A 21,049-nucleotide genomic window follows, 5' to 3' on the forward strand; every position below is an offset into this window, starting at 1 on the left:
AGATTTGATTTATTTTATTCTAAAAATTGATATTTTATTGACTTAAAAAAACGTTTCAAATATAAATAAATTATAACGTTTTAATTGTAGAGACTCAATCTGTTTTTTTCAATTATCAGTATTTATTTCATCATTCGTATAAAAAAATCCCGACTCTATTGAAACCGGGATTATTAATCGATAACATAACAATATGACTTAAAAATTTTTAATACTCAAAATTAATAAAGGTACATTAGAATGGTTACTAATAGACTTACTGTACGATTTATTTAAAATACGCTTTAAAAAGTCTTGTTCCTTCGCAATAATACATAACATATCTAATTTTCGACTTTCTACAAAAGCATGAACTCCAGAAGATACACCAATATCTGTAAGCGTATAAAAATTTGATTTTATATCTTGTAAAACCTTTTTTAAACCATCTAAAACTTCGTTTTGTTCTGGTGTTAATTTATAGTTACGATCCATAATATGCAATACAGAAAGTGTAGAATTGTTATAATTAACTAAACGTAAGAGTGGTTTTAAACCTTCTTCTGTAAAATTAATATCGTAATCTGTAGACAACCCAATTTCTTTAATTTTTTTGAATGTTTTATTTTTAGGAACTGCAATTATTGGGCATTTTACAATACCTATTAATGAGGCTGTATTACTACCCAAAGTCATTTCTTTAAACATACTTGCTCCTTTGGTTCCCATGACAATACAATCTATATTGAGTTCTTTTTCGACATTAAGTACAGCCGTAGTAAACATTTCGTATTTAGAGACACATTGGTAAGTGTGATTCGGATTATGATAACTCTCGTTTAATTTATTCAAAACATCTTTTAACCCCGCATTACTATTTTCGACTTGTGCATGATAAATCGCCTCTCTTGCCTTAGCAGAAGTTATTCCTGTATATGGCCCAGAAGCAGGCTGATTATACACATTTAATATATAGAATGTACACGTCTCTTCCTTAAACAAATTCAAGGCGTATTCTATTGCATTCCAAGCATTTTTAGAGAAATCTGTTGGTAAAAGTATGTATTTCATAATAATGAATTTCTTAATTAAAGTTAGTCTATTTAGCTTATTTAAACAATGATTTTACTCACATTTTAATCGAACGAAATGTATAACTAAAAAAAGGTAGCAATTTTTATATTGCTACCTTTTGTATATTAATTCAGATCCGTTTTAAACGATACAACAAAACAACTTTGTTTTTAAAAATTTTTAATGTTTAAAATTAATAATGGTACGTTAGACTTATTACTAATAGACTTACTATACGATTGATTTAATACACGTTTTAAAAAGTCTTGCTCTCTAGCAATAACACACAATAAATCTAATTTTCGGCTTTGTACAAAGGCACGTACACCTGTAATTACTCCTATATCTGTAAGCGTAAAGTAATTTGCAGAATAGTCTTCTAAAACAGCTTTTAAAGCTTCAGATTTTTCTTCTTGAGTTTTAGTTAGTGTTTTAATACGATCCATAATATGAAATACGGAAATTAAAGAATCATTCATTTTAGCAATATCTAAAAGCGGACTTAATCCTTTTTCTGTGAAAGTAATATCATAATCTGTAGACATCCCTATTTCTTTAATCGACTTAAAATGAGCATGTCTAGGAATTGCTATAATTGGACAATTTACTACACCTATTAAACCAGAGGTATTACTACCTACAGTAATTTCCTTTATTTTTCCAGCACCTTTTGTACCCATAACAATACAATCGATACTAAAATCTGCTACCACTTTTTTTATGGCTGCAGGAAATGTTTTATAAATAGACAAACATTTATATTTATGATTTGCATTAGAATATGTACTCTTTATTTTATCTAAAACTTCTCGTAAACCTTGTTTACTATTCTCTACATGAGCATTATAAATAGATTCTTTAGCCATAGCTGAAGTAACCCCCATGTAAGAACCTGAATCGGGTTGATCAAAAGAATGTAGAATATAAAAATTACATGTTTCATCCTTAAAAAGCTGTAACGCATATTCTATCGCATTCCAAGCATTTTCAGAAAAATCTGTTGGTAAAAGTATATTTTTCATGATATAAAATTTCTTAATTAAAATTACGAATATTCGCACATATACACAATGATTTTACACATATATTAACGAACTATTTAAAAAAATAAATAGCAGAATATTGAATCTAATTTATTTTAAACATTTTTTAATATAACTTGCAATTCAAGCAGAATTTTTAATACATGATACAAAATATACTTATTGTTGAGGACGAATACAATGTTGCTACTTTTGTAAAAAAAGGACTAGAAGAAGCGGGCTATAATGCTTTTATAGCTTACGATAGCGAAACATGTATAGAACTTATATTACAAGAAGATATTGATCTCGTTTTGCTAGATGTTATTTTACCTGGAATGAATGGTTTCGAGATTGCTGCTAAAATAAAAAGTTTAGGCTATACCGCTACTCCAATTATATTTTTATCTGCTTTAGGAAGTACAGACAATATTGTAAAAGGTCTAGATACTGGTGCAGACGATTATTTAACAAAACCTTTTAAATTTAAAGAACTTTTAGCAAGAATTCGAGCTGTTGCACGCCGTAAAAACATGGATACCCCCAATACAAACTTACTTAAAATAGCCAATTTAGAGCTAAATAACGATACCAAAATCGTGAAACGTAATGGTATCGAAATTAAGTTAACATCCACGGAATTCCGATTATTAGAATACTTTTTGAAAAATAAAAACAAAGTCTTATCTCGCATCGATATTTTAGAACATGTTTGGGATATTAATTTTAACATGGGCACTAATGTTGTAGATGTATATGTTAATTATTTACGAAATAAAATTGATAAAAAATTTACACCTAAATTAATTCAAACCATTGTGGGAATGGGGTATATTTTGAAAGATTCTACTCATGAAAATTAAAAATAAAATCACCTTTATTTTCGTAATACTAGTTGCAAGTATGCAATTGGTTATTTTTTCTATCATTTACTTTTTTGCTGTAGAGTATAGGACTGATGAGTTTTTTGAAAAATTAAAAAAACGAACCTTAATCGCAGAGCAGTCTAATTTTGAAAAAGATGCTTTAAGTGTTGAAATTTATGAAGAACTAAGACGAAAGCATTTACAAATACTGCCTGACGAAAAGGAATTTATTTTCAATATTAGCACCCCTTTAAAAGACATCCGTTTAAAAACACAAATAAATATTCCTCAAAAATTTTATTCAGATTTAATTAATAAAAGTTATGCTGAAGCAAAAGCTGGAAAATCGTTTTTTTCTGGGCTCAAATACAAAGATCAGAATTCTAACTACTTAATTATTTTAACAGCCAACGACGACGACGGCATAAACGAGTTGTCTAACTTAAGAACACTCTTAATCTTTTTATTTCTACTTAATATAATTGTATTGCTTCTTCTAGGCCGATTTTTTGCCAAACGTGCTTTAGATCCGCTTACTAAAATTATTGAAAAAGTAAATAATATTCGAGTTACCAACCTACACGAACGCTTACAAACCACACAAAACAAAGACGAGCTTAGCCAATTAGCAAGTACATTTAATGGCATGCTAGACCGTTTAGAAACATCTTTCGATATACAAAGTAATTTTATAAACAATGCCTCTCACGAATTAAAAAACCCGTTAACAGCCATTTTAGGACAGACAGAAATCGCACTATTAAAAGAACGATCTCCACAAGAATATACTAAAGTCTTAGAAGGCGTAGAAACAGAAGCTTTACGGTTAGATGCATTAATTAATAGTCTTCTAAAATTTGCACAGACAGAGAACGATGAAAAAGGATTACTCATTACTCCTATTCGTTTAGATGAATTAATACTAGAAGTTAAAGGAAATATAGATTTAATAAATCCGGACAATAATATTGAAATCGATTTTAATGATTTCCCTGAAAATCCAGACTTATTGGTTATTGAAGGTAATTATGGATTAATAAATATAGCCTTGAATAACGTGCTAGATAATGCTTCTAAATTTTCAGACAACAAAAAAGTTATTGTAAAAATTGTTACCAATACATCAGCTATAAAAATAGTGGTTACAGACCAAGGTGTTGGTATTCCTACAGATGAAATTAAAAATATTTATCAACCATTTTATCGTGCAGCGAATGTTAGAAACGTAAAAGGTTACGGATTTGGCTTACCACTAACCTATAAAATAATGAAACTACATAGTGGTACCATAGAGGTGTTTTCTGAACATAAAGTAGGAACTATTGTAACTTTAATTTTTCCTAATAAGCATCAAAATTTTTCTATTTCAAGATAACAAAACACCCCAATTTAAACCTTTTCAAAAAAACCCCACTTAAAACACTTGTTTTCAATAAAATACATTCTATTAAAATTCTAATCTCATTCTAATCTCTTTCTTATACTGCTCTAATACTGTGGTGGTATGTTTGTTTTCAGAAATTTAGAATACATGAAAACAATCCTTATTCCAACTGATTTTAGCGAGAAATCATTACAGCTCATTAAAAATGCTGTATTACATTTTCCTGAAGAATCTATTCAAATTGTTCTAGCAACTGGATACCAAACGTCTATCCTTAATTGGAGTACAAAATCTAAATTAGTTTCAATCATAGCAGATAAAAAATTTTATAAACTATTATCAGATATAAAATTAGAACATGGAAGTAAAATTTCTAACGTCAACATCGATTTATATACAGGAAAAACCAATGAAGCATTTAAAGCTTTTTTAGAATCGAATAATATTGAAGACGCTATAATTCCGAAAAATAAATTAATACAGTTTCCTAATAATAAATGTTTCGATATCTGCGACTTAATTCATTCATTTTCTCCAAATGTATCAAGTGTAGATTATGAAAGTGATGAAAACTCTCCACCAAAACGATCTAAACTTTTCAGTTTAAAAAATCAATTCAGTTTAAAAAAATTAATAATCATAAATTAAAAATTAATAATCAAAAAGAAGAAATAGCATATGAAAAATTTAAGTACTAAATATTTAAAATCCGATTTAAAGGCCGGTTTAGTGGTCTTTTTAGTCGCTCTACCTTTGTGTTTAGGAATCGCTCTTGCTAGTGGCGCTCCTCTATTCGCTGGTATTATTTCTGGTATTATTGGAGGTATTGTAGTCGGAATCTTTAGCGGATCGAATTTAAGTGTCTCTGGACCTGCTGCAGGATTAACTGCTATTGTTTTAACAGCAATTGCTACTCTAGGATCTTGGGAAGCCTTTTTATTAGCCGGTTTAATTGCAGGTATTATCCAATTAATTTTAGGGTTCTTAAAAGCAGGTATTATCTCTAATTATTTACCTTCTAATGTTATTGAAGGAATGCTAGCTGCCATTGGTATTATAATTATCTTAACACAATTGCCTCATGCTGTTGGATTTGATGCTATTAACGAAGGGGATTACTTTCACATTAACAAAGAAGGGAAACACGACATGTTTTCAACATTAATAGATAGTATTAATTACATGCATTTAGGGGCCATAATTGTTGTTTTAGTGTCTTTAGGTATTATTGTAGCCTTTAATAAAGTTCCTGCATTAAAAAAAATAAAATCTATACCAAGCTCTTTAGTTGCTGTAATTGCTGGTGTTGCTATAAATGAAGCATTTATTGCTACAGGGTCTCCTTTAGCGATTACACCTGCGCATTTAGTAAGCTTGCCTGTTCCTGAATCTTTCGATGCTTTTAAATCTCAGTTTAGTCTTCCTGATTTTTCTCAAATTGGAAATATAGATGTGTGGATTGTTGCGTTAACTATTGCCGCGGTAGCAAGTATTGAAACATTATTATGTATTGAAGCTTCGGATAAATTAGATCCTTTAAAACGATACTCTAATACTAATACAGAATTAAAAGCTCAAGGTATTGGTAATATTATTAGTAGTATGATTGGAGGTTTACCAATGACATCTGTAATTGTAAGATCTTCTGCCAATGTAAACTCTGGTGGTCGCACTAAACTATCTGCAATTTCTCACGGTGTATTTTTACTTTTAGCCGTTGTAGCAATTCCAACTGTTTTAAACAAAATTCCATTAGCATCTTTAGCCGCTGTGCTTATTGCTGTAGGATTTAAATTAGCAAGTCCTAAAGTATTTATCCACATGTGGAATAACAGTAAAAAATTCCAATTTATTCCTTTCGTTGTAACGGTAATTGCAGTTGTATCTACAGACTTATTAAAAGGTGTAGGAATTGGTATGGCAGTTAGTATTTTCTTTATTTTAAGAGGAAATTTAAAACTAGCTTATTTCTTTAAAAGAGAAAATCATACTGAAGGAAAAACCATACAAATGGAGCTTGCTCAAGAGGTCTCTTTCTTAAATAAAGCCGCAATTAAGCAAACGTTTGCACACTTACCTAGCAATAGCCGCATCGTTGTAGATGCCTCAAACACAGTATATATAGATCACGACGTGCTACAACTGATAAAAGACTTTGTGAATTTTGGTTGTAAGGATAAAAATATTAATGTATATTTGATAGGATTTCGAAAAGAATATAAAATAGAAAATTCCACTAACCATGTCACTACAATTTTGTCAGATAATGATGATAAAGTAGCTTTACATGAAATTGAAGAAGGGTTTAAAATTCCTTCAAATATTTTAAAAGTTAAGGAGTTGACAAAAGCAGGATAATGTTTTAAAAACACGTAATATAAAAGTCTATAGCCATCAAGTTTTTGATAGCTGTAGACTTTTTTTATTTATACATATTTCAATAAGAACCTATGAGACAAAAGTTAAATCATTTATTAGTCAAACCAATTGCAAAATTCGTCCAAGTTGAAAGCTTTGGAGGAATACTTCTTTTTTCGGCTGCAGTTATAGCTCTTATATGGGCCAACTCACCGTTATCAAATTCTTATGCTGCACTCTGGCATTATGAAATTGGTTTCAGTTTTGGTGATTTCCACTTATCTCATCACCTTTTGCATTGGGTAAACGATGGTTTAATGGTAATTTTCTTTTTTGTAATAGGTTTAGAAATAAAACGAGAAATCTTATTAGGAGAGTTAAATAGTTTAAAAAAAGCCTCACTTCCTATTTTTGCAGCTTTAGGAGGTGTTTTTGTACCTATCGGAATTTTCTTAGCATTAAATGCTAATCCTGAGACTCATGCAGGCTGGGGAATACCAATGGCTACAGATATTGCATTCTCTTTAGCGATACTTCAATTACTAGGAAAGCGTGTGCCAATTGCCTTAAAAATATTCTTAACTGCATTTGCAATTGTAGACGATTTAGTTGCTGTATTAGCTATTGCATTATTTTATAGCAGTAATATTGATTGGAATGCTATTCTTTATTCTTTAATCCCTCTAGCGATTTTAGCATATCTAGGTTGGAAAGGTTATTATTACAAGTATGTTTATTTAGCATTAGGAATTGCAATTTGGTTCTTATTTTTAACATCTGGAATACACCCAACAATTGCAGGTATTTTAATAGCATTAACAGTGCCTATTAAACAAAAATCAGAAATGAACTTTAGCATGTCTAAAATAGAATCTATTGCAACATCTCTAATTAACAGACCTAAGAGTAATAGCCCAATACTTTCGCATGAAGAAATTAACTTAATTGGAAGCATTCAATCTTTATCTGGACGCGTACAGTCTCCATTACAACATTTAGAACATAAGTTCCATGGTTGGGTTGCTTATTTTATTATGCCCGTTTTTGCTCTATCAAACGCAGGTATTGTATTTAATGATGTAGCACATTTAGATTTTGCTTTATCTTCACATATTGCTGTAGCTTTAATTTTCGGTAAATGTATTGGTGTGGTATCATTTTCTTATTTAGCTGTTAAATTAGGAATAGCAGCCTTCCCTTCTAGCGCTAAATTTAAGCACATATTAGGTATTGGATTTTTAGCCGGTGTCGGATTTACAATGTCCATCTTTGTATCTAACTTAGCATTTAAGAATAGTTTGATGTACCAAGATGCTGCTAAAGTTGGTATTTTTATAGGATCGACAATAGCAGGTCTAGTTGGTTATTTTATATTAAAATCCATGAAACCTTCTGCTGAAGATGCCGAACAAGTTGAAGATGCACATTAAACGATTTGCATATTCATACATTCATAAAAAAAGCGACCTAATTTAATTAGGTCGCTTTTTTTATGAAAACTCATTTTAATAGATTTAAGACGGTATTTGCTGACTAAGACAATGCAAAGTACCAAATCCCCAAATAAGATCAATAGCACTCATGCCAATCACTTCTCTGTTAGGAAAACAGTCAGCTATAACATTTAAAGCAACATAATCGTTACTATCATTAAAAGTTGGTACTAATACGGTTTTGTTTAAAATTAAAAAGTTAGCATAACTTGCCGGTATTTGAAGTCCATCAAAAAATAAGGGTTTAGGCATAGGCAACGTCACTATTTTTGGCGACTTACCTGTTTCTAACTTAGATTCCTGTAAACGTTTTAAATTATCTTGTAAAGCCTTATAATTACTATCTTCAGGATTATCTTCTAAAACAGTGATTATTGTATCTTCATTCACAAAACGACATAAATCATCAATATGCCCATGTGTATCATCGCCTACAATACCATCTCCTAACCAGATCACATTAGTAACTCCTAAGTATTCTTTAAATACAGCCTCATAATCAGCTTTCGTGAAATTTTCATTTCGAACCTGAGTTGTGGGATGCAATAAACATTCTTCAGAAGTTAACAACGTTCCCTTTCCATTTGTATCTATAGCGCCACCTTCTAAAACAACGGGTTTCCCATTATGCATTACTTGCATTAAATCTGCTTTAATTGTTTCTGAAACAATCTTAGGCACACCACGATCTAACTTATAATTCGCATATTTAGCCCAACCATTAAAGTTAAAATTTAAGGCAACCCGCTTACCTTTATTTTTAACAATAATTGGTCCAGAATCACGCATCCAACTTCTATTTGTTCTATGAAGTATATAATTGATATGATTTAGATTAACATGGGCTAACTCAAGTTTTTCATTAACACTAATTTTTTGAGCTTCAGTCTTAACAACTAAGAACACCTTTTCTACTTGAGCTATCTTTTTTATAAACTCGACAAACGCCCATTGTATGGCTTGAAATTTTCCTGGCCAGTCCTTTCCATTATACGGAAAACATAATAACACCCCTTCTTGGTCTTCCCATTCTGCTGGAATTCTATATCCTAAAGATGCCATAATTAATCTATCGCACGTTTAGTAATATCTCCAAAAGCATCAATACGGCGATCTCTAAAAAATGGCCAATTTTGACGCACATTTTCCTGTAAATCTAAATCAACTTCAGCAATTAAAATTTCTTCTTTATCATGAGAAGCTTGTGCTAAAATTTCACCTTGAGGTCCTGCAATAAAAGATGATCCCCAAAACTGAATCCCGTCTGTATTTGGCAAATATTGTTCTAATCCTATACGGTTTGCTGCAGCAACAAACACACCATTAGCAACGGCATGACCTTTCATAACATTCATCCAAGCTCCATGTTGATTTTCTCCATATTTTTCCTGCTCTTGAGGATGCCAACCAATGGCTGTTGGGTAAAACAAAACTTCGGCGCCTTTTAAAGCTGTAAGACGCGCTGCTTCAGGATACCATTGATCCCAACAAATTAAAGTACCTACCTTTCCTTTTTTGGTTTGAATGGCTTGAAATCCTAAATCTCCAGGAGTAAAATAGAATTTTTCGTAAAAATGAGGATCGTCTGGAATATGCATTTTTCTATACAAACCTGCTTCTGTTCCATCAGTATCGATTATATAGGCACTATTATGATAAATACCTGCCATACGTTTCTCGAAAAATGGTACTATAATTACAACTCCTAATTCCTTTGCTAACTCACTAAACGCTATAAACGATGTACTGTATAAAGGTTCTGCTAAAGCGAAATTATCGACATCTTCACTTTGGCAAAAATAATGACTACTATATAGTTCTGGTAAAAGAATAACTTCGGCACCTTGATTGGCAGCATCTCTTACCCAACTTAAACACTTCTTTAAGTTGTTTTCAGCAACGTCGTTCAAGTTTAACTGAACGACGGCTATTTTATATTTTCTTAATGACATAACTCTTATAATTATGGGATAAATGTAACCTTTTTATAAAAGTGAAATTAAAAAAATATTATGACTTTAAATTAACTTTATTTGCTGTGCTGAAATATTTCTTTTTGAACCAAAAAGAGACTCTAACCAATAAAATTAAAGCAGGTACTTCTACCAGAGGCCCGATAACACCTGTAAACGCCTGACCAGAATTTAAACCGAATACCGCAATCGCAACGGCTATGGCTAATTCAAAATTATTCCCAGCTGCGGTAAATGCTATGGCTGCTGTTTTATCGTAAGTCGCTCCAGCTGCTTTACTTACAAAAAATCCGATAATAAACATGAGTGCAAAATAGATTAATAAAGGCACTGCAATAGTTACAACGTCCATAGGAATTTCAACAATAAGTTCTCCTTTTAATGAAAACATCACCACAATAGTGAATAATAATGCCACTAATGTAAGCGGAGAAATGGCTGGAATAAACTTAGTATTATACCACGTTTCTCCTTTTGCTTTCACTAAAATAAAACGGCTTAAAAATCCTAATACAAAAGGAATCCCTAAATAAATAGCAACACTTTCTGCTATGGTCGCAATAGATATATCGACTATCGCGCCTTCGAAACCAAAAAACGGTGGCAATACTGTTATAAAAATCCAAGCATAAAAACTATATCCAAACACTTGAAAAATGCTATTTAAAGCCACTAAACCTGCACCATACTCACTACTTCCTTCGGCTAAATCGTTCCAAACTAAAACCATAGCAATACATCTAGCCAACCCTATTAATATAAGTCCAACCATATATTCTGGATAATCTCTTAAAAATGTAATGGCTAAAAAAAACATTAAAAACGGACCAACAATCCAGTTTAAAACTAAAGAAATAGATAATACTTTTACATCTTTAAACACTTTTGGTAATAACGCATAATTAACCTTGGCTAAAGGCGGATACATCATTAAAATTAACCCGATAGCGATTGGAATATTTGTAGTTCCTTGACTATACGAATTTATAACATTTGGGATTTGTGGAAAGAAGTTCCCTAAACCTACTCCTATTAACATGGCAAGGAAAATCCACAATGTCAAATAATTATCTAATACACTTAATTTTTTCATAGCGCTCATAACTAATCTATTTTAGAAAACACATAAAACATTTCTTGTGCAATTTGTAAACTTCTTTCGTTGTATTTTTCTGCTTGTTGTGGTGTATTATCGAATGCTTTTGGATCGTCAAACGTAATTGGAATACGTTTTTCTGCTCCTGCAATAAACGGACAACCTTGATCTGCTTGAGAACATGTCATGATTGCTGCAAATTCAGATTCCGGATTAAATGCATCATCAAAACGCTTAGAAAACCCGATAATAGGTGCCTGATTACCATCAAACTTAACAGCATATACAGGATTATTTTCTTTAGATAATTTCTGAATATCGAACCCATTATGCACTAAGGTTTCTGCAACCATAGGAAACATAGCTGTGGCTTCTGTTCCGCCAGAATAACAATACACCTGTTTTATATTAAAATGATGTGCTGCTACTTGCGACCAAATTTGAGATAAATGACTACGTCTAGAGTTATGCGTACAAATAAAATTTAATCTAATTTCAGATTGTATTGTATACTTCTCTTGAATAAAATCTATTAATGGTTGTAAGGTTTCCTTACGCGCTTCGCTTATTTGTAAAAAATCGAAGCTTTGAATGTGGTTAGAAATTTTTGCGTTCATAATTTATAATTTAGCAACATCCAGAACCTGGAGTACATGTATTAACAGGTGTAGTGAGTTCTTTTAAGTTTTGTTTTGGTTTTTCTTGAGGAATTCCACAATTATCTTTGGCTAAACAATCTGTGAATTTTGATATTAATTGAAATGTACCATCAATAATATCTAGGTTATATTTCTGAATGGTTTCGCCTTGATATTCAACTTCTATTTCTAAATTATTATCTAAACCTAAAACACGTTCAGACAATTCTATAATCGATATTAATTTTTCTGGATGCAAACGGTGATCATAATCATTAGCTTCCCATAATTGAAAATTTGCTACAGATTCTTCTCTAACCGTTCCGCCACAGTCAATAAATTTTTTATCTACTTTACCAACCTCTGTGACATGAAAATGGCTTGGCACTAAACCACCGTTTGGTAATTGAAATGCGATTTGATTTAGTTTCCCTAAATGACTTTTAATTTCTAATAAGGTCATAATTAAAATATATTAATAGTAATATTACGATGAATGATTATAATTTTTTTTAACAACAATCTGAATTTGTACAAGGTAAACCCTGGTCGAAAAACAAATTAAACATAGATTGAATAGATTTCCATTTTTCTATATCTATACAATAGCATACACTTGTACCTTCTATAGTACCTTTAATAAAACCTGCATTTTTTAATTCTTTTAAATGCTGAGAGATTGTAGGTTGGGCTAATCCTATCTCATCAACTAAATCACCACAAATACAAGTATTAGACTTTATTAAATATTCTAAAATACTTATTCTAGCTGGATGCCCTAAAACTTTTGCAATCTTAGCCATCTCGTTTTGTTTATCTGAAAATATTTCTGATTTAGTAATTCCCATACTCTAATTATTTGTTCATTGCAATATTACGATTAAATATATATTGTACAAAAAAAAGATAGCTATTTAACTATCTTTTAATATTAGAATTTTATAATTTACGGCTACCAATCGATAGGCATATAATCTTTTAAAAACTTACCACACCAGTGTTTACCTGTATTTATACCATCTATTAAAGGATCCATAACACGAGCAGCTCCATCTACAATATCTAAAGGCGGCTGAAAATCGTGTTCTTCAACTTTACGTTTAGATAACTCTGCAGGGTCTTCATCTGTAACCCAACCTGTGTCTACTGCATTCATAAAAATACCATCTTTGGCTAAAGTTGCTGCAGCTGTATGCGTCATCATATTTAAAGCCGCTTTTGCCATATTGGTATGCGGATGACGATCTTCTTTATGAAAACGATGAAATTTACCCTCCATAGCCGAAACATTTATAATATGTTTCTGACCAGTATTTTCTTTCTGCATAATTGGAGACAAACGGTTACATAACACAAAAGGAGCAACGGCATTTACCAACTGCACTTCTACCATTTCTGTAGTTTCAATCTCACCCAATTTTAATCGCCAACTGTTAGTTTTACGTAAATCTACTTGTTGTAAATCTACATCTAATTCCCCTTCCGGAAATACTTCACTAGCTTGTAATGAATTATCGAAACTATAAGGAATCTGAGATAATTTAGCAGAAGCTCTTAATCCAATCCCCGGTTCTGGACCGTGCCAAGTGACAGGCATATTTTTATTATCTGAAGCCGTTTGTGTTAACGATTTCAATTCTGTAATACAATCTAAATGATCCTTTAATACACTTTGAGCAAATTTTGGCAATTGGTCTACTGGCAATTCCTCAGCCGCCATTAAGTGCTTATAAAAACCTGCAGGACGCCTTACGGTTTGCGCTGCATTATTAATTAGAATGTCTAATCTATCATATTTCTGTTCAATATAATTACAAAAAATCTCGACACTTGGTATGTGTCTTAAATCTAAACCATGTACATGCAGTCTGTGTCCCCATTCTGTAAAATCGCTTTCTTTAGAAAAGCGTAATGCTGAATCTGCAGGAAAACGTGTTGTTGCCACAACGGTTGCTCCTGCTCGCAATAACATTAATGTAATATGATATCCGATTTTTAAACGAGACCCAGTAACCACTGCCACTTGATTTTTTAAATCTGCGGTTTGAAAACGCTTGGCATAATTAAAATCACCACATTCCGTACACATAGTGTCGTAAAAGTGATGCAGTTTTGTATATACTTTTTTACAGACATAACAGTTTCTTGGCGATTCAAGTTCTAAATCTGTATCCTCTTTTTTAGTAAGGTCTATTAATTTAGGGGCCACAAAAACAGGGTTTTCACGTGCAGAACGTATTCCTGTTTCTTTTCGTGCATGTTTATCGCGCTCAATCATTTTACGCTTGGCTGCTTTTTTTGCATCCTTACGCCTTTTTTGAAATTCGTCTCTATTCGGACGTGTAATTTGTCCGGCCGCTTTCATTAAAGCAATACGTTTTTCTTCAGGAAGTTCGAACAATTGATTGGTATTGTCTACTAATTTTTCCAACATAGCAATACATACATCAAGTTGGTCTTGATTTAAATCTGTGTATTTATCTTCGGTATTTTCGTTCATGGTATTACACTTTGAGCGCGCAAATATAGTTTTAATTTTAGTTGAATACTGAATTTAAGAGGTACTAAATCTACTTTATTAACATAAAAAAGCACAGTTAATACAACTGTGCTCTTCCCTATTTATTTTTAATAATGAAATGTGTTTTTAAGAAATCTTATGGATTTGTAGACCAAATACTAGATTCTTTAATAAATACACGTCTGTTTAATTTAAGTTGAGAGACAACTAATTCTGCAAAATCTTCTGCTTGCATAACGCGTTCTGGATTCCCATCTGTTAATTTTAAATCGACTGCCATATCTGTTGCAATTGTACTTGGAGTAATTGCTGTAACACGAATATTGTGTTTTCTAACCTCTTTCATTAAAGATTCTGAGAGTCCTAATACTGCAAATTTAGATGTACTGTAAGCACTTGTCATGGCATTACCATTTAAACCAGCTGTAGATGATACATTAATAATGTCTCCAAATTTATTATCAATCATTTGTGGTAAAAATGCTCTAGTTACGTAATACATACCCATAACGTTTACCTTAATAATTTGTTCCCATTCATCTGCTTCTAATTCCATGAACGAACCAAATTTAGCGATACCAGCGTTATTAATTAAAATATCGATTTTTTCAAATTGACCAAAAATAGTTTTTGCTGCTGCGTTAACTTCATCTATAGAAGACACATCTGCGGTAACTGTTATCGCTTCAACCCCAAATTTTCTTACGTCTTCAGCAACCGCTTCAATACCTTTTGCTGTACGTGCTAATAAGGCAATGTTTACACCTTCTGCTGCTAACGCTAAAGCCATAGCCTTACCAAGACCTTTGCCAGCCCCTGTAATTAACGCATGTTGTCCTTTTAATGATTCCATATATGTATTTTAAATTCTTATTATTATTTAAGTCAAAAATAAACATAAAATCACTTTTTAAAAAGTATTTAACGTTGTGTTTGCGTTAAAAACTATAGTGAATACAGCCAAAAAGCCTCCAGATCTTTTATAGTTTTGAATATGCTAATTAAATAATACGGTGTTTTGTATAAATAATCATTTTTTTTTAAGTCTTATCCTACAAGAAATCAAATATTTAGACTTTAAATGTTAAAAAAGTGATTTTTAATATGAACTATAAGCCTATTTTTAGCGTAGATATAATAAATCAAAATAAACAATTATGAAAAGAATTTCAATCGGAGTATTCGCTTTATGTTTAATGGCCTCTTGTGTTTCTAAGAAAAAATATGTTGCATTAGAACAAGAAAATGGTGAAATTAAAAGTGAATTAACAAAAACTACAGTAGAAAAAGAAGAGTTAGAAGCTAAGTTCAGTGAAATTCAATCGCGAGTAGACACTTACAATTCAAAAATAAGCTCATTAACAGAAGAAAATGATGCAAAATTAGTTGCTGTTGGAGATGTTGCTGTGATTTCTAACGATACTAAAAAGAAAATGTTGTCTACATTAGAGCATGTAGATCCTGCTAAATTAAGTGAAGCAAAAACACTTAAAGATTCTATGAATCTTGCAGTATCTTACAACTTACAAAAATCTTTAGACACAAGCACTTTTAACGAAGATGACGATATTGCTATAGATATTAACGAAACTGTTGTTATGATTTCAATTTCAGACAAAATGCTTTTCAACACAGCTAGTTATAAAGTAAGTAACAAAGCAAATGATATTTTACAAAAATTAGCAGATGTTATTAATTCTGAACCAAGTATTGAAGTTATGGTTGAAGGTCATACAGATGCAAGAAGTATTAACACAGGTGCCATTAAAGACAACTGGGATTTAAGTGTTTTAAGAGCGACTTCTGTGGTTCGTAAATTACAAAATGATTATGCAGTTGCTCCTGAAAAAATGATTGCGGCAGGACGTAGTAGCTACCACCCAATTGCAGAAAACGATACTAAAGAAAATCGTTCTAAAAATAGAAGAACACGTATTGTTATTCTTCCAAATATTAATAAATTCTTTGCCTTAATGGATTCTAACGAATAATTAAGTAAACCTACATTTTATATAAAAAAGACTGCTCTAGGGCAGTCTTTTTTATTTTTAATTCTAACCTTCTATTACACCCGATTTGATTAAAAATATATAACTACCTATTTTTGCTTTAGTATATTTGTCGAAAATATTTTTTTATGAATTCATTATTAAAAACACTCCGTATTGTTGGCTTCTTAGAAGGAATCTCTTATATTCTTTTGTTAGGTATAGCAGTTCCTGTTAAATACTTATTGCACGACCCTCAATATGTAAAACTTTTAGGTATGCCACATGGAATATTATTTGTTACTTACGTTGTTTTAGCAATATTAGTTGGTACAGAATTAAAATGGAATAAAAAAACAATAGGATTTGTTTTACTTGCTTCTATAGTCCCTTTTGGAACATTTATTGCAGATAAGAAGTACTTTAAATTAGCATTATAAATGAAAAACTTTACTCATTATTTTTACGACTACTTTATACTATTAGACTTTACAGAAGCTTCTGCAAAGTATCTAAATATGCTCTCCCTTTTAGTGATTTTATTAGTCGTTATTTTTGTGTCTGATTTTATTGCTAGAAAAATATTATTACAAGCTTTTTCAACTTTTGCAGCCAAGTCTAAAACAAAATTTGATGATTTACTCGTTAACCATAACGTCCCTAGAAACGTTGCTCATGTTGTTCCTTTAGTTATAGCTTTAAAATGTATACCAATTGTATTTGCAGACTTTTCTGCTTTTGAAAGTGCTGTTGAATTACTTTTAAAATTATACTGCGTTGTTTTGGTACTTTGGATTATTAGAAGCATACTAAACACCTTAGAATCTTTTTTTAAAACACTTCCAAGACTTAGAGATAAACCCATAGATAGTTATATACAAGTACTTATGCTGTTTTTATGGTTAATTGGTATTGGTTTAATTTTTGTAATGCTTACAGGAATTGAAATCAAAACCTTTTTCACCACCTTAGGAGCTGCATCGGCTGTATTTTTATTAATCTTTAAAGACACCATTCTGGGTTTTGTTGCCAGTATACAAGTAGCCATTAACGATACTGTTAGAATTGGAGATTGGATTACCATGGAAAAATTTGGTGCCGATGGAGATGTTATTGAAATTAACTTAAACACACTTCAGGTACAGAATTTTGATATGACTATTACCAACATTCCAACCTATGCTTTAATTTCTGAATCTTTCAAAAACTGGAGAGGTATGAGTAATTCTGGCGGACGAAGAATAAAACGTGCTATTATTATAAAAGCAAAAAGTATTCATTATTTAACAGATGAAAAAATTGAAGAGCTAAAAAAAATTCAATTACTTTCAGAATATTTAACACAAAGACAAGAAGATATTACAGCCTACAATACTAATAATAACGTAGATAAATCTGTTTTAATTAATGGTCGAAACATGACTAATTTAGGAGTATTTAGAAAATATATTCAAAACTATATTGAAAATCACTCGGCTATAAATAAAGACATGACCATCATGACTAGACAACTTGCACCCACTCCACAGGGGCTTCCTTTAGAAATATATGCCTTTAGTAGCGATAAACGTTGGCAAAACTACGAATATATTATGTCTGATATATTTGACCATAGTATTGCTGCTGTTCCATATTTTGATTTAGAAATTTATGAGTTATCAAATTATATTCCCGAATCTTAATTTTAAGATATAGTATAAAAAAAGTCGAGCTTAATGCTCGACTTTTTTTATATCAAAATTTTAAGAATGTACTAATTTGCTTGCGCTTTAGCATCTTCAATCATATCTTCATTTGCAGATACTCCTATTTCTACACGACGATTTTTAGACCGTCCATCTTCAGTCGTATTATCAAATCTAGGTCTTGTTTCTCCATAAGCTGTAACTTCAAAACGATTTGCAGCTACACCTTTGTTTTGTAAATAAGTTACAACGGATTGTGCTCTTTTCTCTGACAATGTCATGTTATACGCATCGTTACCAGTGCTATCTGTATGTCCTTCAACTAACAAATTTGTATCTGGAAATTCTAAAAACACATCAGCAATAGCATCTAAATTTTCTTTTGCTTTTGTAGTTAAATCAGCTTTATTTGTTGCAAAAGTGACTCCACTCCTTTCGTCAAAGACAACTTGAATACCTTCACCTACACGCTTTACTTCTGCTCCTGGTAAAGCTTCTTCAATTTTATCTGCTTGCTTATCCATACTGTTACCAATAACTCCACCTGCGGCTCCACCTACAGCAGCACCTATAAGTGCTCCAGTAATATTTCCTCCGATAAGGCCACCAATTAACGCACCTCCAGCGACACCAACTCCTGCTCCTTTTTGAGTGTTATTTGCATTTTTAATAGCATCACAACTTACAAACGATAATGAAAATACTAATGCAATAGCGAGTAATATACTTGTTGATTTTTTCATATGTTATGTTTTTTATAATTCTATACTATCTGATGTTTTATTAAACGTCATGATTACATCAAAAGGATTACCCTGATATTCAGAAGGTACTTTAATAATCATCATGTTATCACTAATTTCTTGAATAGAAGCACGGTAACCTGATTTTACATTTTTAGCCTTAATATTGTCTCCAATATATTTAAACTGAAATTGCGTATATCCATCTGTAGATTCTAAAAATGACCAATGAATAGCCTGGGTATATGCTTCACAAACAGAGCTATTTACACTTGTAGAAAACTTACCCGATCCATTATTTGGTATAAATACCCATTCACCACCTTTAAAGCAAGAAGAATCTGCTAAATCAAATAAAAAGGCCTTGTATAAACCTTTATCTCCAATAAATTTAATGTTGGTAACTTCCCAAGTCCCTTTCAATAATTTTTTATTTGGTTGACTCGCTGTTGTCGACTTAGATCCTGAGCAAGAAAATGCTAGAATAACTAAAGTCATGTAAATTAATTTTTTCATTTGGTTATTTTGTTCGATTAATACAACTCTAAGTTAATAAGATTACTTCAATTTCCCTCTATTAATTAACATGTAACCTGTCGATTTTTAACATTCTACAATTCAGCTAAACGATCTTTAACAAATTCTATTTCTGTTTTACCATGAGGTTTAGATTTACCATCTTCTCCTAAATTTACCATGATAATATTGTCTACTCGGATAATGGTTTCCCTAGTCATTTTATTTCGTACTTCACATTTTAATGTTAGTGATGATTTTCCGAATTTCTCAACCGCAATACCAATTTCAACAATATCTCCTTGCTTAGCTGAACTCATAAAATTAATTTCAGACATGTACTTAGTTACCACTTTACTGTTTTCTAATTGAATAATAGAATACAAAGCTGCTTCCTCATCAATCCATGCTAAAAGTTTACCACCAAAGAGCGTACCATTGGCATTCAAATCTTCTGGTTTTACCCATTTTCTAGTGTGAAATCTCATAATTATTATTTTTGGTCAAAGATAAATCAATAATTGTTTATAACAAGGTTAACAAGTAATAGCGTTCACAAAAATATTGATGCAGATAATTAATAATTTTAGTGAAACTGTTTAATATTATGACAACAAGACACAACAATCTTAAAGCCATTCGTACATCTTCCTCCTTTGGAAAACTTAACGAAAACATGAGTAGAGACGAACGTTTTCAAAACGAAACATTACGCCCAATTATTAAACTTCAAAAAGATTTATTTGTAGAAGTGCTTAAAAATTACTTTAAAAAGCACAAAAATATGTTCTACGATTTAAGTATAGCTAAAAAAATAATCTACATTGAGAACAGCATTCAAAAAGACATTAAATTTAGAAATTCAATTAAAGGCATGGTCATTGGTCTATTTACTGTTGAAGAATATTTACAATACATTGAAAACTCTTCGGCTTTAAATAAACGTATGATGAATATTGTGAAAATTCAACTTATAGACAATATACAAGTTTTTGATATTCAATTAAATGAAGTAGTCTGATTAAAAATAAAAGTTTTTTTTATATGAGCGATTCGCCGTTAATATTTGTAGTTAACACATCGCTCATATAATTAAAATAAGGTCTAATAACCTTAAATGAATTATTAACTTCCTCTAAAAAATTTGGAGCAAGCACTTCTTTATCTGTGTATTTTTTAGTGAAAATAAATTGCTTTTTTCTAATAAGATCGATATCTGGATGACTTTTATCGAAGCCCTTAGGAGCCGTTTTAAGTTCTTCTCCCTCTATATCTCCCCAAGTAGATTTAAATTTAGTATCTGCTAAAATCTCCCTCATTTCATGTGCATCAACTTCAAATTCTTTTCTAATACGTAATAAATCTTCTTTATTCGGATCCCAAAACCCTGTCGCAATAAACGATTGATTGTTGGGTTGGATGTGCAAATAATATCCACCTCTTAATTGCGGTTTTACACGATGTATAGTTCCTCCAAAATGTGTTTTGTAAGGCACTTTATTTTTAGAAAACCTGACGTCTCTATAAATTCTAAACACTTTAACTGTATCTACTTCATCGTGCGTTTTTAATAGCGTAAAAAGCTCATTATATACCGCCTTCATTTCTGCTTCTACAGTTCTAAATTCAGTTTTATGATCTTGAAACCATACTCTATCATTATTTTTTTCTAGTGCATTTAAGAAGTCAAGTATGTTTTTAGAAATCATATAG

Annotated in this window: 23 protein-coding genes; 9 read left to right on the forward strand and 14 right to left on the reverse strand. The window is 31.2% G+C overall.

What is annotated here, in order from left to right; all coding sequences use genetic code 11:
• Positions 1–198: 198 nt before the first annotated feature.
• Entirely contained in the window at positions 199–1,050 is an 852-nt protein-coding gene (locus Q1B05_RS11985; protein ID WP_299780967.1) for a universal stress protein, read from the reverse strand.
• 173 nt (positions 1,051–1,223) lie between these two features.
• Positions 1,224–2,075: a universal stress protein gene (locus Q1B05_RS11990; RefSeq protein ID WP_299780969.1), complete on the reverse strand. Its 852-nt coding sequence runs from the start codon at positions 2,073–2,075 to the stop codon at positions 1,224–1,226.
• Positions 2,076–2,239: 164 nt separating this feature from the next.
• On the opposite strand from Q1B05_RS11990, the gene Q1B05_RS11995 reads away from it, so the two are divergent.
• The 5 genes from Q1B05_RS11995 (at position 2,240) to nhaA (ending at position 8,113) form a co-directional block, all read left to right on the forward strand.
• Positions 2,240–2,938 (forward strand): response regulator transcription factor, encoded by a 699-nt coding sequence (locus Q1B05_RS11995; RefSeq protein ID WP_299780971.1) that lies wholly within the window; start codon positions 2,240–2,242, stop codon positions 2,936–2,938.
• On the forward strand, positions 2,928–4,316 hold the full coding sequence (locus tag Q1B05_RS12000) for a HAMP domain-containing sensor histidine kinase (protein ID WP_299780973.1): 1,389 nt from the start codon (positions 2,928–2,930) through the stop codon (positions 4,314–4,316). Before Q1B05_RS11995 ends, Q1B05_RS12000 begins: the two co-directional genes overlap by 11 nt.
• A 156-nt stretch (positions 4,317–4,472) precedes the next feature.
• A complete protein-coding gene (locus tag Q1B05_RS12005) occupies positions 4,473–4,973 on the forward strand; it encodes a hypothetical protein (RefSeq protein ID WP_299780975.1) in 501 nt (166 codons plus the stop codon).
• Between the two features lie 30 nt (positions 4,974–5,003).
• Positions 5,004–6,683, forward strand: coding sequence for a SulP family inorganic anion transporter (locus Q1B05_RS12010; RefSeq protein WP_299780977.1), 1,680 nt, complete (start codon positions 5,004–5,006; stop codon positions 6,681–6,683).
• Between the two features lie 92 nt (positions 6,684–6,775).
• Positions 6,776–8,113 carry a Na+/H+ antiporter NhaA gene (gene nhaA, locus Q1B05_RS12015; RefSeq protein ID WP_299780979.1) on the forward strand — a complete coding sequence of 446 codons (1,338 nt, stop codon included), beginning with the start codon at positions 6,776–6,778 and terminating at the stop codon, positions 8,111–8,113.
• A gap of 84 nt (positions 8,114–8,197) precedes the next feature.
• Here nhaA and Q1B05_RS12020 read toward each other — a convergent pair whose 3' ends face one another.
• From Q1B05_RS12020 to Q1B05_RS12055, 8 genes are all read right to left on the reverse strand, one after another.
• The gene (locus Q1B05_RS12020) at positions 8,198–9,238 is read right to left on the reverse strand and encodes an agmatine/peptidylarginine deiminase (protein ID WP_299780981.1); all 1,041 of its coding nucleotides are present in this window, start codon (positions 9,236–9,238) and stop codon (positions 8,198–8,200) included.
• A 2-nt stretch (positions 9,239–9,240) separates the two neighbouring features.
• Complete coding sequence (locus Q1B05_RS12025; RefSeq protein ID WP_299780983.1) at positions 9,241–10,128, reverse strand: carbon-nitrogen hydrolase; 888 nt, start codon at positions 10,126–10,128, stop codon at positions 9,241–9,243.
• Between the two features lie 58 nt (positions 10,129–10,186).
• Positions 10,187–11,251 carry an ACR3 family arsenite efflux transporter gene (gene arsB, locus Q1B05_RS12030; protein WP_299780985.1) on the reverse strand — a complete coding sequence of 355 codons (1,065 nt, stop codon included), beginning with the start codon at positions 11,249–11,251 and terminating at the stop codon, positions 10,187–10,189.
• A gap of 2 nt (positions 11,252–11,253) precedes the next feature.
• Positions 11,254–11,862 carry a protein-tyrosine-phosphatase gene (locus Q1B05_RS12035; protein WP_299780987.1) on the reverse strand — a complete coding sequence of 203 codons (609 nt, stop codon included), beginning with the start codon at positions 11,860–11,862 and terminating at the stop codon, positions 11,254–11,256.
• Positions 11,863–11,872: 10 nt separating this feature from the next.
• The gene (locus tag Q1B05_RS12040) at positions 11,873–12,346 is read right to left on the reverse strand and encodes a DUF6428 family protein (protein WP_299780989.1); all 474 of its coding nucleotides are present in this window, start codon (positions 12,344–12,346) and stop codon (positions 11,873–11,875) included.
• Positions 12,347–12,395: 49 nt separating this feature from the next.
• Complete coding sequence (locus tag Q1B05_RS12045; RefSeq protein WP_299780990.1) at positions 12,396–12,731, reverse strand: metalloregulator ArsR/SmtB family transcription factor; 336 nt, start codon at positions 12,729–12,731, stop codon at positions 12,396–12,398.
• Positions 12,732–12,835: 104 nt separating this feature from the next.
• The gene (locus tag Q1B05_RS12050; RefSeq protein ID WP_299780992.1) at positions 12,836–14,383 is read right to left on the reverse strand and encodes an SDR family oxidoreductase; all 1,548 of its coding nucleotides are present in this window, start codon (positions 14,381–14,383) and stop codon (positions 12,836–12,838) included.
• A 157-nt stretch (positions 14,384–14,540) separates the two neighbouring features.
• Positions 14,541–15,257 carry a 3-ketoacyl-ACP reductase gene (locus tag Q1B05_RS12055; protein WP_299780994.1) on the reverse strand — a complete coding sequence of 239 codons (717 nt, stop codon included), beginning with the start codon at positions 15,255–15,257 and terminating at the stop codon, positions 14,541–14,543.
• Between the two features lie 304 nt (positions 15,258–15,561).
• On the opposite strand from Q1B05_RS12055, the gene Q1B05_RS12060 reads away from it, so the two are divergent.
• The 3 genes from Q1B05_RS12060 to Q1B05_RS12070 all read left to right on the forward strand — a co-directional run bounded on the left by Q1B05_RS12060 (position 15,562) and on the right by Q1B05_RS12070 (position 18,074).
• Positions 15,562–16,395 carry a flagellar motor protein MotB gene (locus Q1B05_RS12060; protein WP_299780996.1) on the forward strand — a complete coding sequence of 278 codons (834 nt, stop codon included), beginning with the start codon at positions 15,562–15,564 and terminating at the stop codon, positions 16,393–16,395.
• 146 nt (positions 16,396–16,541) lie between these two features.
• Positions 16,542–16,832, forward strand: a complete 291-nt coding sequence (locus Q1B05_RS12065; RefSeq protein ID WP_299780997.1) for a DUF3817 domain-containing protein — start codon at positions 16,542–16,544, stop codon at positions 16,830–16,832.
• Positions 16,833–18,074, forward strand: a complete 1,242-nt coding sequence (locus Q1B05_RS12070) for a mechanosensitive ion channel domain-containing protein (RefSeq protein WP_299780999.1) — start codon at positions 16,833–16,835, stop codon at positions 18,072–18,074.
• Positions 18,075–18,145: 71 nt separating this feature from the next.
• Here Q1B05_RS12070 and Q1B05_RS12075 read toward each other — a convergent pair whose 3' ends face one another.
• The 3 genes from Q1B05_RS12075 to Q1B05_RS12085 form a co-directional block, all read right to left on the reverse strand.
• Positions 18,146–18,820 carry an OmpA family protein gene (locus Q1B05_RS12075; RefSeq protein WP_299781001.1) on the reverse strand — a complete coding sequence of 225 codons (675 nt, stop codon included), beginning with the start codon at positions 18,818–18,820 and terminating at the stop codon, positions 18,146–18,148.
• Positions 18,821–18,832: 12 nt separating this feature from the next.
• Positions 18,833–19,336: a lipocalin family protein gene (locus tag Q1B05_RS12080; protein ID WP_299781002.1), complete on the reverse strand. Its 504-nt coding sequence runs from the start codon at positions 19,334–19,336 to the stop codon at positions 18,833–18,835.
• 95 nt (positions 19,337–19,431) lie between these two features.
• A complete protein-coding gene (locus tag Q1B05_RS12085; protein ID WP_299781003.1) occupies positions 19,432–19,824 on the reverse strand; it encodes a hotdog domain-containing protein in 393 nt (130 codons plus the stop codon).
• A gap of 119 nt (positions 19,825–19,943) precedes the next feature.
• Here Q1B05_RS12085 and Q1B05_RS12090 point away from each other — a divergent pair, with 119 nt between their 5' ends.
• The gene (locus Q1B05_RS12090; RefSeq protein ID WP_299781004.1) at positions 19,944–20,357 is read left to right on the forward strand and encodes a glyoxalase; all 414 of its coding nucleotides are present in this window, start codon (positions 19,944–19,946) and stop codon (positions 20,355–20,357) included.
• A gap of 19 nt (positions 20,358–20,376) precedes the next feature.
• Here the strand turns inward: Q1B05_RS12090 and Q1B05_RS12095 are convergent, their stop codons facing one another.
• Complete coding sequence (locus Q1B05_RS12095) at positions 20,377–21,045, reverse strand: DUF2461 domain-containing protein (protein ID WP_299781005.1); 669 nt, start codon at positions 21,043–21,045, stop codon at positions 20,377–20,379.
• Positions 21,046–21,049 lie beyond the last annotated feature (4 nt).

Source organism: uncultured Formosa sp., from assembly GCF_947500765.1.
In the GTDB taxonomy this organism is placed as follows: Bacteria; Bacteroidota; Bacteroidia; order Flavobacteriales; family Flavobacteriaceae; genus Formosa.

Excerpts from the sequence above, each read along its gene's own strand:
- Q1B05_RS12035 (WP_299780987.1), bottom strand. The coding sequence starts at position 11,862 with ATGAACGCAAAAATTTCTAACCACATTCAAAGCTTCGATTTTTTACAA.
- Q1B05_RS12010 (WP_299780977.1), top strand. The coding sequence starts at position 5,004 with ATGAAAAATTTAAGTACTAAATATTTAAAATCCGATTTAAAGGCCGGT.
- Q1B05_RS12060 (WP_299780996.1), top strand. The coding sequence starts at position 15,562 with ATGAAAAGAATTTCAATCGGAGTATTCGCTTTATGTTTAATGGCCTCT.
- Q1B05_RS12095 (WP_299781005.1), bottom strand. The coding sequence starts at position 21,045 with ATGATTTCTAAAAACATACTTGACTTCTTAAATGCACTAGAAAAAAAT.
- Q1B05_RS11995 (WP_299780971.1), top strand. The coding sequence starts at position 2,240 with ATGATACAAAATATACTTATTGTTGAGGACGAATACAATGTTGCTACT.
- nhaA (WP_299780979.1), top strand. The coding sequence starts at position 6,776 with ATGAGACAAAAGTTAAATCATTTATTAGTCAAACCAATTGCAAAATTC.
- Q1B05_RS12025 (WP_299780983.1), bottom strand. The coding sequence starts at position 10,128 with ATGTCATTAAGAAAATATAAAATAGCCGTCGTTCAGTTAAACTTGAAC.
- Q1B05_RS12020 (WP_299780981.1), bottom strand. The coding sequence starts at position 9,238 with ATGGCATCTTTAGGATATAGAATTCCAGCAGAATGGGAAGACCAAGAA.
- Q1B05_RS12005 (WP_299780975.1), top strand. The coding sequence starts at position 4,473 with ATGAAAACAATCCTTATTCCAACTGATTTTAGCGAGAAATCATTACAG.
- Q1B05_RS12040 (WP_299780989.1), bottom strand. The coding sequence starts at position 12,346 with ATGACCTTATTAGAAATTAAAAGTCATTTAGGGAAACTAAATCAAATC.
- Q1B05_RS12080 (WP_299781002.1), bottom strand. The coding sequence starts at position 19,336 with ATGAAAAAATTAATTTACATGACTTTAGTTATTCTAGCATTTTCTTGC.
- Q1B05_RS11990 (WP_299780969.1), bottom strand. The coding sequence starts at position 2,075 with ATGAAAAATATACTTTTACCAACAGATTTTTCTGAAAATGCTTGGAAT.
- Q1B05_RS12050 (WP_299780992.1), bottom strand. The coding sequence starts at position 14,383 with ATGAACGAAAATACCGAAGATAAATACACAGATTTAAATCAAGACCAA.
- arsB (WP_299780985.1), bottom strand. The coding sequence starts at position 11,251 with ATGAGCGCTATGAAAAAATTAAGTGTATTAGATAATTATTTGACATTG.
- Q1B05_RS12070 (WP_299780999.1), top strand. The coding sequence starts at position 16,833 with ATGAAAAACTTTACTCATTATTTTTACGACTACTTTATACTATTAGAC.
- Q1B05_RS11985 (WP_299780967.1), bottom strand. The coding sequence starts at position 1,050 with ATGAAATACATACTTTTACCAACAGATTTCTCTAAAAATGCTTGGAAT.
- Q1B05_RS12085 (WP_299781003.1), bottom strand. The coding sequence starts at position 19,824 with ATGAGATTTCACACTAGAAAATGGGTAAAACCAGAAGATTTGAATGCC.
- Q1B05_RS12055 (WP_299780994.1), bottom strand. The coding sequence starts at position 15,257 with ATGGAATCATTAAAAGGACAACATGCGTTAATTACAGGGGCTGGCAAA.
- Q1B05_RS12000 (WP_299780973.1), top strand. The coding sequence starts at position 2,928 with ATGAAAATTAAAAATAAAATCACCTTTATTTTCGTAATACTAGTTGCA.
- Q1B05_RS12045 (WP_299780990.1), bottom strand. The coding sequence starts at position 12,731 with ATGGGAATTACTAAATCAGAAATATTTTCAGATAAACAAAACGAGATG.
- Q1B05_RS12075 (WP_299781001.1), bottom strand. The coding sequence starts at position 18,820 with ATGAAAAAATCAACAAGTATATTACTCGCTATTGCATTAGTATTTTCA.
- Q1B05_RS12065 (WP_299780997.1), top strand. The coding sequence starts at position 16,542 with ATGAATTCATTATTAAAAACACTCCGTATTGTTGGCTTCTTAGAAGGA.
- Q1B05_RS12090 (WP_299781004.1), top strand. The coding sequence starts at position 19,944 with ATGACAACAAGACACAACAATCTTAAAGCCATTCGTACATCTTCCTCC.